12 protein-coding genes are annotated in these 10,264 nt (G+C 53.2%); 8 read left to right on the forward strand and 4 right to left on the reverse strand.

Annotated features, from left to right (window positions below; all coding sequences use genetic code 11):
• Nucleotides 1–27 precede the first annotated feature (27 nt).
• From B5F78_RS04320 to B5F78_RS04330, 3 genes are all read right to left on the reverse strand, one after another.
• A complete protein-coding gene (locus B5F78_RS04320) occupies nucleotides 28–2,301 on the reverse strand; it encodes an outer membrane beta-barrel family protein (protein ID WP_087406124.1) in 2,274 nt (757 codons plus the stop codon).
• Nucleotides 2,302–2,490: 189 nt separating this feature from the next.
• Complete coding sequence (locus B5F78_RS04325) at nucleotides 2,491–2,796, reverse strand: helix-turn-helix transcriptional regulator (protein WP_022040558.1); 306 nt, start codon at nucleotides 2,794–2,796, stop codon at nucleotides 2,491–2,493.
• Nucleotides 2,756–3,109, reverse strand: coding sequence for a type II toxin-antitoxin system RelE/ParE family toxin (locus B5F78_RS04330; RefSeq protein WP_022040559.1), 354 nt, complete (start codon nucleotides 3,107–3,109; stop codon nucleotides 2,756–2,758). The genes B5F78_RS04325 and B5F78_RS04330 overlap by 41 nt, the downstream gene beginning before the upstream one ends.
• Nucleotides 3,110–3,175: 66 nt before the next feature.
• On the opposite strand from B5F78_RS04330, the gene B5F78_RS16765 reads away from it, so the two are divergent.
• From B5F78_RS16765 to B5F78_RS18020, 8 genes are all read left to right on the forward strand, one after another.
• Nucleotides 3,176–3,529 (forward strand): hypothetical protein, encoded by a 354-nt coding sequence (locus tag B5F78_RS16765; protein WP_140400029.1) that lies wholly within the window; start codon nucleotides 3,176–3,178, stop codon nucleotides 3,527–3,529.
• A 19-nt stretch (nucleotides 3,530–3,548) separates the two neighbouring features.
• Nucleotides 3,549–4,304: a DUF6261 family protein gene (locus B5F78_RS04340; RefSeq protein ID WP_087406125.1), complete on the forward strand. Its 756-nt coding sequence runs from the start codon at nucleotides 3,549–3,551 to the stop codon at nucleotides 4,302–4,304.
• A gap of 141 nt (nucleotides 4,305–4,445) precedes the next feature.
• Nucleotides 4,446–4,673 (forward strand): DUF6364 family protein, encoded by a 228-nt coding sequence (locus B5F78_RS04345; RefSeq protein ID WP_087209111.1) that lies wholly within the window; start codon nucleotides 4,446–4,448, stop codon nucleotides 4,671–4,673.
• Between the two features lie 40 nt (nucleotides 4,674–4,713).
• The gene (locus B5F78_RS04350) at nucleotides 4,714–5,454 is read left to right on the forward strand and encodes a hypothetical protein (protein WP_087209108.1); all 741 of its coding nucleotides are present in this window, start codon (nucleotides 4,714–4,716) and stop codon (nucleotides 5,452–5,454) included.
• A 154-nt stretch (nucleotides 5,455–5,608) separates the two neighbouring features.
• On the forward strand, nucleotides 5,609–6,982 hold the full coding sequence (locus tag B5F78_RS04355) for a sensor histidine kinase (protein ID WP_087406126.1): 1,374 nt from the start codon (nucleotides 5,609–5,611) through the stop codon (nucleotides 6,980–6,982).
• Nucleotides 6,983–7,044: 62 nt separating this feature from the next.
• Complete coding sequence (locus tag B5F78_RS04360) at nucleotides 7,045–7,740, forward strand: response regulator transcription factor (protein ID WP_087209103.1); 696 nt, start codon at nucleotides 7,045–7,047, stop codon at nucleotides 7,738–7,740.
• 158 nt (nucleotides 7,741–7,898) lie between these two features.
• Nucleotides 7,899–8,939: an alpha/beta hydrolase family protein gene (locus B5F78_RS04365; RefSeq protein ID WP_337959688.1), complete on the forward strand. Its 1,041-nt coding sequence runs from the start codon at nucleotides 7,899–7,901 to the stop codon at nucleotides 8,937–8,939.
• A gap of 18 nt (nucleotides 8,940–8,957) precedes the next feature.
• Nucleotides 8,958–9,143, forward strand: a complete 186-nt coding sequence (locus B5F78_RS18020; protein WP_337959689.1) for a hypothetical protein — start codon at nucleotides 8,958–8,960, stop codon at nucleotides 9,141–9,143.
• A 52-nt stretch (nucleotides 9,144–9,195) separates the two neighbouring features.
• Here the strand turns inward: B5F78_RS18020 and B5F78_RS04370 are convergent, their stop codons facing one another.
• Nucleotides 9,196–9,843, reverse strand: coding sequence for a DUF1349 domain-containing protein (locus B5F78_RS04370; RefSeq protein ID WP_022040565.1), 648 nt, complete (start codon nucleotides 9,841–9,843; stop codon nucleotides 9,196–9,198).
• Between the last annotated feature and the right edge of the window lie 421 nt (nucleotides 9,844–10,264).

The following is a 10,264-nucleotide window of genomic DNA, read 5'->3' on the forward strand; positions in this document are numbered from 1 at the left end:
GCCTCTTTTGTTTATCTGTTTGAAACCTCACATTCCGAACCGAGACGTATCCACCTCTTTCGCCTCCTTCTTCTTATATCCGCCGAAGCGGTAGCTGAACGAGACGGTGAGGCTGCGGGCGTAGTTCTTTACGTGCATGTCGAAGTGCTGGGTGCCGTTGCGCGACTCGATGTCGAGGTGGTTCATCCCGTTGAAGAGGTCGGTGCCTTTCAGTTGGAGCATCGCTTTGTCGCCGGCGAAGGTGTAGCGCAGGGCGGCATCCACATAGCCCACGGCACCGAGGCGGTAACTGCCCTGTATGGCTCCTGTCTGCCCGAAGGCGGAGATTTCCAGACGGATATTGGGGCGGCTGCTCAGGGTGAAGGTGTTGGTCCACTGCCCGATGCCTGCCCACCGCTTGTTGTCGAAGGGAGCATCGTAGTAGCGGCTCGCCTTGTCGTGCTTCAGCTGGGCGTTCAGCGTCAGCTGGCTGTCCCACCACGTGCCTACGCGGAAGGGGACGACGGCGGTGAACGTGAGCAGCTGCAGGTAGTCCCAGTTCTGGTAATTATAAATGGCACGCAGCTCGTTCGAGTCCAGGTATGCCATCTGCATAAAGTAGTCGGGCACGTAGCTGTATTCCGCCTGCACGATGTACTTGCTCTTCCAGATGTAGGTCAGCGTGGCGGTATAGTCGGTGTAGGGGTGCAGGCTGGCGTTGCCTTCTATCACCTGATAGCCGTTCAGGTAGCTGGTGCTGCCGCTCAGCGTCCAGTAGTCGGGATAGGTCTTGTCCGAGCTGAACGAAAGCTGGAAGATGTGTGCCGCCGAAGGCATGTAGTTCAGCGAAAGAGTGGGGTAGACCGCCCACTTCCGGTAGTCCGCCATCTTATAGTATTCCACTGCTGCCGACGCGCTGAGGTTCCATTGCGGACTGAACGCCTTGTCGAATCCGGCATAGACGTTGTAGGTATATTCGTCGATGCGGCTTTCGCTGTCCATGCCGCTCATCTCGGGCAGGTCGTAGCGTTGCGAGTTGCGGTTGTTCACGTAGGTGAACGCCATGCCGTAGTTCAGCGTCCAGCCCTTTGCGAGCGAATGGCTTTGGTCGGCATACACTTTCCAGCGTCCGATGCGCTGGCGCGAGTCGCTGCGGAAGGCGGACGGCTCGGTTTCGGTATCGGTGAAGTCCTGCGTGCTCTCGTCTTCGTAATACGTGTAGTCGGCGCCTGCGCTCAGCCCGAAGCCGGAGGTATAGCCGATAGCCGCGTTATGCAGCTGCGTATCGCTCCGCTTGCCGTTGTGCGAGTCCGTCACGTTGCCCCATGCGTCCGCCGTCGATTTCCCGTCGGGCTTGAGGCTTCCGGTATAGCTGAGGCTGAGGCGGTCGTCCTCCGTGGGCTTGTAGGTGGCGGCGGTGCGGAAGGTATGGGTCAGGCTCCGTCCGCTGTCATCTTCAGACAGGCGGATGTCGTGCGTCTCTCCGTCTGCGGTGTGCAGGGCGCGGAAGTCCATTCCCTGCCGGTAATAATAGTCGCTCAGGTGGTACATCGCGTCCACGTCCCACCGCTGCGAGAGCCACGCCAGCGTCACGCCCCCGTTGCCTCCGGCTTCGTCCTTCTGCGCGTAGTTGCCGTTCACCTCGCCCTGCAGGCCGCCTTCGCCAGCCTTGTAACCTTTCAGCACGAGGTTGACCGCCGCGCCGCGCACATGGTATTGGGGCGGCGCGCTATACATCACCTCCGCCCGTTCCACGCGCGAGGCAGGCGTTGCCTTCAGCAGGGCGATGAGCTGCTCGGCGGTCATCGACGAAGGCTTGCCGTTGAGCACGATGCTCAGGCTTCCGCTTCCGGCAAGGGCAGGCACGCCGTCCTTCTCCACCACGCCCGGCAGCTGCAGCAAGGCTTCGTAGGCGTTGGTCACGAGGCGGCTGGCGGCAATTTGCGCCACGTCGTAAGTCAGGCGGCTGCCCTCCACCTTCACCAGCGGACGCTCGCCACGCACCGTCACCTCGTCCAGCGCATAGTCGCGCGGCGTCAGCACGAGGGTATCCGCGTCCGCCCCGCTCCCTTCGCGGATGCAGGTATTATAAATAAGGTGCTGCACGATGAGGCGGTACCTCTCGGGACGCTGCCCGAAGCGGAACACGCCCAAGCTGTCGGTCAGGGTCGCGTCGATATAGGTAGAGTCGGCGGTTTGCAGCACCACCGTAGCGGCTTCCACGGGCCGGCGGTCGGCATCGGTCACCGTCCCCGTAAGGCTTTGGGCGGAGAGTGATGCCGTACAAATCCCGCACGTCAGTAATAAGAAGAATGTTTTCATGTCGTTCTGTCGTTTATGGTTGATGCCGCAAAGGTAAAGAGCCGCCTCCGCATCGGTGGTTAACGCAAGGTTAACGTAACGTTAACGGGGGAGTATGCGATATGAAATCACGGTAGGGGCGGGGTCCGCTCGCCCGAAGACATCCGCTGTAGATGCATTCGGGCGGGCAGACCCCGCCCCTACAATTTGTCACACAATCGGCTTGACCACCTCAACCCTCATCCCCAGGGCGTGCATTATCCGGTAGAAAGTGGCGACACTGGGGGTTATCACTCCTTTCTCAATCCGTGAGATGTACGATTTTGTCACGCTGAGGCGGTCGGCAAGCTCGGACTGGGTCATTCCCGCCTCCTTTCTTGCGTCAAGCAGAATCTGGCTTGTGTAGAACGCATACGCTTCTTCGTCGAACTTCGCACGTTCGGGCGTGCCGGGCGCACCGAACTCCTTATCCAGTTCAGCGCTGATGTCGGTCAGCATTTCTTCGTTTGTATTCATAATATTCCTCCTTTATTTGTAATGCCTTTGCTATTTCCGAGGGCGGCGTCTTCTGCGTCTTCTTTTGGAATCCGTTGAAAAGCACTACGATTTGCCCTTCATCAAAGATAAAAAAGATGCGGTAAATATTTCCATTATACGATATGCGCAACTCATACAAGCCGTCGCGTATGGCTTTTATGAATTTCACAGGCATCCTGTCTTCTGTTTCCAATAGCGACAAGACGTATTTCACTTTCAACACTTCCTTCTCGCCCAATGCAGAAAGGAAGTCCTTATAGTATTTCCCGAATGCGATTATCTTCCGTCTCATAGCGCAAAGATAACGCAAGTTGCAATATAATGCAACTTTTGCAGGATTTTTTTCCTCTGCGTCTTTGTGTCTCTGCGTTTGGCTGCCGTCACGCCGGATTTTTTCGCTTCGCCCAACAAATCGTGCAATCCGCAAGAACCGCCCATTCGTCCCGAAACGGTGAAAAAACGTAGTCCAGAGCGGATTTTCCCCGCCAAACTGTTGCCCAATCCGCCGATTATGCTAACTTTGCGTGCGGATGCGTTTCGGCGGCACTTCGTAGCCCTGCGGAAGCTTGCGGAAACGTTTCGGCGGCACTTCGTAGCCCTGCGGAGGCTTGCGGAAACGCTTCGGCGGCACTTCGTAACCCTGCGGAGACTTGCGGAACCGCTTCGGCGGCATTTCCGAGGGGTACGGCACCGCGAAGAAACGTATCTTTAACTTTTAAAGTATCTACATCATGGCAAATCAAATCAAAACTTTCGGCATGAGCCGGATGACTATCGGCTCGTGCAGCGATTTCCACACGAAAGTAAACGACTGCATCACCGCCACCACTCCGGCGGCACTGCACATCACTGAAAAAGCCACGGCATACAGTGCCGCCAGCGAGCTTCTGGCATCCATAGTCAACCGCGAACGGGCTTTCGTTGCCACCGCTACGCTTGCCGAGGCGGACGACGTGCGCGACCGTGCTTCGGGGGTCATCGGGCAGGTGGTAAACGCTTACCTCACCTCGCCTGTCGCCGAGAAAAAGGCGGCGGCTACGTTGCTCGACGCCAAGATGTCGCCCTACCGCGGCATCCGCAAGCACGAGTACACCAAGCAGACCGCCGAGACACGCGGGATGCTGGCGATGCTCGATGCCGAGGCTGAGGCGGTCACCGCATTGGGGCTGACGGAGGAAGTGGAGGCGGTGCGTGAGGCAAACGCCGCTTTCGACACTGAATTTTTGAAGAAGACCGAAGAGATGAGCAGCCGCATGACGCAGAGCGACGTGAAGTCGGAAGATGCCGTCAACGAGGCGAACGCTCTCTACCAGGATATCGTGCAGACGGTGAACGCCTACGCCATTGTGCAGCCTTCGGACGAGATAAACACGTTCATCGCGAGCGTGAACGGGCTGGTGGGCACGTATTCGTCGATTGCGGGCAGCGCATCGAAAGGCGGCTCCGCATCGGGCGGCGACACGCCTGCGCCGGAACCGGAAGAGTGATTTTCACCACAGATTACACGGATTATTTACGTTATTTCCGGCGACAGCAGTAGAGACGATGTGCACATCGTCTCTACATCAACACAGATTGTTTTTATTTACGATTTGAACATTGAAAGAAGAAACGAAAGGAGAAACGCTATGAACCAGAATGTGACATTGAGCATCAATAGCAACGTACTGCAACAGGCATCCGACTACGCACGTTCGAAAGGGACCGATTTGTCGGAATTGGTAGAAAATCTGTTGAAGCAGGTGACGGGAAGCAAGCAGAAAGAGAAAATCCGCCCCGTTTCGGAATTGGATCCGAGGGTGCAGCGTTTGGTCGGCGTTGTCCGCTTGGACGGGAAAGAAGTGGGACTGGAATAATTTCAATCCTTATATCGGCTCACGTTATAATAAAAATAATATGGATAAATTTGTTATTGTTAAGATTGAAGATAATCATTTAAATCCGGATGGTCATTCTCTTATAGTAAAAGCTAATCATGTAGAGAATGCATCAGGTTTTGAGTATCTTTCAGAAATGTTTGGGAAAAAATATTATACGTATTCATTGGATGAAACTTTTGATACAGAGATATTTGTTTTTCCATTTTCTGAAGAATTGTTAAATCAAATGTTGTGTGTAGCAAGACAAAAAGATGAAGACATATTTTGGGAACCTGATTTAAGTCTATTTTATGATGCACGTATTCAATTAAGTGATGGTACAATTAAACTAATACATAAATCTATTGAGTTTAAAAAGAAAAGTTCTTTAGGTAATCATTCTACAAAATCTCTGACATTCATTCCTCCTGTTGCAGATTGGGAATTTAAACACAAAGAAGTTTTGGGATATAAGTGTATTTTGTATCCTGCAACTTTGACAAATGTAAAAAATAATCCAGACGGTAGCTTCTCGTATGATTCTGGAGAAATTGTTTATTTTGTATTTCCTGATAATAATCATTACAATAAGTATTTGAAAGACACTATCTCTTTGAAAACCCAAAATAAAGAATTCTGGATGCCTAATTTGGATGATTTTTGTAAATATAGAGTTAATATGCGAAGTTATTTTGGATGTACTACACATGATTTATATGTATCAAATGATTTGCCAACAAAATTATTGATTGAAAATTTGAATCAGCTATTCAACTAACAGGATATGGATAGCTATAATGATAATTTTATACAATAGATATTATATTGTATAAGGCTTTAGAATGTTGAAAATTAAGCCAGTATTTATTCTGTATAAACTCTATTCCTAATTCATAAGAAAAGCGAAAATCTGCGTTTCAACAATCAATCCAATGAAAGAGATAAGACACTTGCGCTGGATAACCCTCATCGCCCTGCTGGCGATAGCGGAGCTGCAATACGTGTGGCTGGCGAACAGCTACCGGCTGGCTGAAGAGAGCCTGCGGATGAAGGCGGACGAGGTGTTCCGCGACGCTTCGCTGGAAGAGATGTTCCACCGGATGGAATCGTATAAAAAAGAACGGTTTGGCAAAGCAGACACGACATTCTCGCTGAAGTTTGAGGTGGATACGACGTATGCCGAGGTGGACGGAGGCGCAAACCGGTGGCTGATGGCAAACATCCATACCGCCATGCAGGATTACATTTATACGGAAATACACCTGGACGTGTCGCTCCCCGTGCTCGATTCGATTTACGCCCACATGCTCGACTCGGTGGGCATCCGTGCCGAGGTGGCTTCGTGCATCACCGATTCCACGGGGCGGGTGCTCCGTTCTTCCGTGGGGAAAGAGCTGCATCGGGAGGGCATCCTGAAGACCGACTCGCTGATGCTCGACTTCGATGAGGCACGCTTCGTGCAGGGCATCATCACCAACCCCTACTGGGTCATCGCACGGCGCATGACGCTGGTGCTGATAGCCACGGTGCTGATTATCGCCGTGGCGGTGGTGTGCGTGGTGTGGCAGGTGCGCATCATCCTGCGGCAGGACAAGGTGGCGAAGCTGCGCGAGGACTTCTCGTACGCGATGATACACGACATGAAGACGCCGCTCAGCTCCATCGTGATGGGCACGCGCATCCTCGAGACCGGACGGCTCGACAGCCAGCCCGAGAAGCGGGCGCAGTATTTCCGCATCCTGCGCGAGGAGGGCGAGCACCTCATCAGCCTGACCAACAAGGTGCTGACGCTCGCCAAACTGGAGCACCGCCAGCTGAGGCTCGACAAGACGGAATGCCTGCTGCGCCCGATGCTGGAGGACCTTGCCGCAAAGTATCAGGCGAAGGCGGAGAAGCCGATACGCTACGTGTGGAAGCTGGACGCGCCGGCGGTGTATGCCGACGAGGAGTTTCTGCGCGAGGCACTGAGCAACCTGATAGACAATGCCGTGAAATATTCGGGCAGTGAGGTGGAGATAACCTTCGCTTCGGCGAAACGTGCCGATGGAAGCATCGCGGTCTCGGTGCGCGACAACGGCTTTGGCATTCCGCTGAAGGACCAGGCGAAGATATTCGAGAAATACGAGCGTGCCTCGGCGGCAAGCCGGAGCCGGGGCGGAGGCGCACCGGGCTTCGGGCTGGGGCTGAACTACGTGCTCCGCATCGTGGAGGCGCATGGCGGCACGGTGAAGCTGGAGAGCATCGAAGGCGAGTACAGCGAGTTCACGCTGGTGTTTCCGAAGGGCACCACAGATTACACAGATTAGAGAAATTAATTATTTTAATCTGTGTAATCTGTGGTGAAAAAACAAGAAGAAAGGAGTAGCAAATGACAAGACTATTATTGGTAGAAGACGATGCCAACCTGTGCTACATCATCCGCGGCGGGCTGGAAGACATGATAGGCGGATACGAGATACAGACCGCTGCGGACGGCGAGGAGGGCTTGCGGATATGGAAAACGTGGAAGCCCGACGTCATCGTGTCCGACATCGAGATGCCCGTGATGGACGGCTACGAGATGGTGCGCCGCATCCGCGAGACGGACGAGCGCACGCCTATCCTGTTCACTTCGGGCAGGGTGTCGCCCAAAGACGTGGTGAAAGGATATGAACTGGGCGTGAACAACTACATCAAGAAGCCTTTCCTGCCCGAAGAACTGCACGCCCACGTCACCGCCCTGCTCAGGCTGACGCAGGGCAGGCAGGCGGAAGCCCACGAAACGCTCTTCCCGATAGGCAGGCTCTACACGTTCAACGCCGACCGCTCTACCTTATTAAAGGCGGACGGGGAAGCGGAAACCCTCACTGTGCGCGAGGCGGACCTGCTCCGCCTGCTGTGCGAGAACAAGGGTAGGGTGGTGCGCCGCGAAGTCATCCTCTCGCGCCTGTGGAATACCGAAGACGACTATTTCGCCTCGCGCAGCCTCGATGTCTTCGTGTCGCGCCTGCGCAAGCTGCTCGCTGCCGACGAGAGCGTGCAGCTGAAGACGGTGAAGGGGGTGGGCTTGCAGCTGGTGGACTGATGGCGTTTTAAACTAAATTCTGTATTTGTCCAATTGGCTGTAGGGGCGTATCGCATACGCCTTGAAGACATCCGCGTGGATAAGTGGACGCATTCGGGCGTATGCAATACACCCCTACATGGGATGTTTACGGATATTCAATTTAAACTAAATATCTTATGAAAAGAATTTCTTTGATTGTGATGTTCCTGATAGGAACGTGTATGGTTCGTGCCCAGCATATCACCGGCTCGTGGCATGGCGATTTGAACGCAGGTTCTCAGAAACTCGGCATCGTTTTCCATTTCGAAAAAGACCCGGCCGGAAAAGATGTGGTGAAGATGGACGTACCGGCACAAGGTGCCAAGGATATTCCTGTAAAGGTGGACTGGCTTGCCGATGATTCCGTAAGCCTGCAGGTGCCGGTAATCAATGTGGTTTATACCGGAAAGTGGAAGGAGGGAACGGTGGAAGGCACTTTTGTCCAGCACGGGATGTCCTTTCCTTTGAATCTGACAACAGGAGAACAGGATGCTCCTGCTCGTCCGCAGGAGCCTAAGGGAAGTCTGGAATATAAGACCGAAGAAGTGAGCTTCTCCAACGATGCAGCCGGTGCCACGCTTTCAGGCACATTGACCTGTCCGGCAGGTTATTCCGAAGGCAAGAAAGTGCCGGTGGTATTGATGGTGACCGGAAGCGGTGCGCAAAACCGGGATGAAGAAGTGTTCGGGCACAAACCTTTTCTGGTCATAGCCGATTATCTGGCAAAGAATGGCATCGCTTCCCTGCGGTATGACGACCGGGGCGTAGGGCGTTCTACAGGAAACGTCAAAGGAGCCACTTCAAGAGATTTTGCGGATGATGCGGCAGCCGGCATTGCGTGGCTGAAGGACAGCCGCCGGTTCGGCAAGGTAGGTGTGCTGGGGCATAGCGAAGGCGGAATGATTGCTTTCATGCTGGGTGCCGATAGCGTTGCCGACTTTATCGTCAGCATGGCAGGACCGGGAATCAAAGGCGACAGCCTGCTGGCAGAGCAGCAGAATGCCCAGTTGCGGCTTTACGGCAAGCCGGCAAACCGGACCGTAAAGCAGGTGCGTGAAGAAATGAAGCTGCAGCCCCAGAATGCCTGGCTGGACTATTTCGCTGATTACGACCCGGCATCCGACATTATGAATACCACTGTGCCTGTAATGGCTATCAACGGATCCCATGATATGTAAGTGCTGGCGGAAAGCAATTTGGGGGCAATCAGGAAATACTTGGCGGACGGCAACCGGCAGAACCTCATCAAGGAATATCCCGGACTGAACCATCTGTTCCAGCATTGCCAGCTTGCTACGTCATTGGATTATTACCGCATAGAAGAGACTTGCGCTCCGGAAGTGCTGAAAGACATTGCGGACTGGATAAATGCACTCCGATAAACGGAACGCAGAGGTGCAGGAGTGCTTCTGCGTTCGGCTATGATACGGAGAATCACTCGGCGTTCTGTTTCAGCCATTCCATACGCCGCATGTCGGGCAGGTGTTTTACCTGGAAGTGCTCGAATGTCACGTTGAAGCCTTCGCCATCGGGGCAGGCACCCATTACGCCTACCATCATCGGGGTGTTGTCTGCCATCCAGGCATTGCGCATCATGGTGTAGGTCTGGTCGTCGAACGAGTAGAACACTTCTACGGCATCTTTGCGGCGTATTGCTTTAATCCATACGTAGGGTACAGGCTTGTCGAGCGAGATGACGCTCCAGTCGCTCGTGTGGTGTGTGACCACGGTACTCAGGTTGAATTTCCCGTCCACGAACTCGATTCCTGCCTTGATGTAGTTTTCCTTGTCGATGCGGAGCATCAGCCCTGCCTGGTCGAAGCGCACCTTGTAGTCTCCTGTAATCTTGACTTTCACTTCAAACTCGCCTCCGTAGGTGGCATAATAAAACGGTGCATCATCGACGGTGAATCCGTAGTGCGAGATGCGCCAGTAGTCGGTGTGCGGAGTGACCGACATTGTCAATGCTTTGTTTTCAATTTTCCATTGCTCCGGTTCGTTGAACCATTGCATTTTCTCCAGTGTCTGTGCCTGGCAGGTCAATGCAGCCAGCACGAAAAGTGTGCAGAAGATTGTTCTCATATCAGTTTTGAATGAATATAATGTTTACTTTTGCAAAGGTAAGGCTTCCGGCTGGGAGACGCAATGCTTATTAATAACTATTTTTTTCTTGCAATGGACACGCAACAAGAACTCGACCGCACGCTGCAAAGGCAAGATTTCGGATCACCGGCAGAATATTTTAGAAAAGTTGCATGTCGGCAATTCCATCCGCGCACTGGATGTGGCGAGAGAGTTGCATTTGTTGTAAGAGGTTGTTTTGATTTTTCCGATAAGTTTGCTTGGCAGATACGAACCAATATATGATTGAAAGGTTCAGTATCTGTTCCAATGTGTCTTCTTTTTATGTTCTCCAATTGAAAACCGTACGGTTTCCATATCGAGAACGTACGGTTTTCAATTGGAGAACGTACGGTTTTGATATGGAAACCATAAAAGGATG

Origin of the sequence: Bacteroides sp. An279, assembly GCF_002159615.1 — a bacterium.
GTDB classification, from domain to species: domain Bacteria; phylum Bacteroidota; class Bacteroidia; order Bacteroidales; family Bacteroidaceae; genus Phocaeicola; species Phocaeicola intestinalis.

Excerpts from the sequence above, each read along its gene's own strand:
- B5F78_RS04320 (WP_087406124.1), bottom strand. The coding sequence starts at position 2,301 with ATGAAAACATTCTTCTTATTACTGACGTGCGGGATTTGTACGGCATCA.
- B5F78_RS04325 (WP_022040558.1), bottom strand. The coding sequence starts at position 2,796 with ATGAATACAAACGAAGAAATGCTGACCGACATCAGCGCTGAACTGGAT.
- B5F78_RS04330 (WP_022040559.1), bottom strand. The coding sequence starts at position 3,109 with ATGAGACGGAAGATAATCGCATTCGGGAAATACTATAAGGACTTCCTT.
- B5F78_RS04340 (WP_087406125.1), top strand. The coding sequence starts at position 3,549 with ATGGCAAATCAAATCAAAACTTTCGGCATGAGCCGGATGACTATCGGC.
- B5F78_RS04345 (WP_087209111.1), top strand. The coding sequence starts at position 4,446 with ATGAACCAGAATGTGACATTGAGCATCAATAGCAACGTACTGCAACAG.
- B5F78_RS04350 (WP_087209108.1), top strand. The coding sequence starts at position 4,714 with ATGGATAAATTTGTTATTGTTAAGATTGAAGATAATCATTTAAATCCG.
- B5F78_RS04355 (WP_087406126.1), top strand. The coding sequence starts at position 5,609 with ATGAAAGAGATAAGACACTTGCGCTGGATAACCCTCATCGCCCTGCTG.
- B5F78_RS04360 (WP_087209103.1), top strand. The coding sequence starts at position 7,045 with ATGACAAGACTATTATTGGTAGAAGACGATGCCAACCTGTGCTACATC.
- B5F78_RS04365 (WP_337959688.1), top strand. The coding sequence starts at position 7,899 with ATGAAAAGAATTTCTTTGATTGTGATGTTCCTGATAGGAACGTGTATG.
- B5F78_RS04370 (WP_022040565.1), bottom strand. The coding sequence starts at position 9,843 with ATGAGAACAATCTTCTGCACACTTTTCGTGCTGGCTGCATTGACCTGC.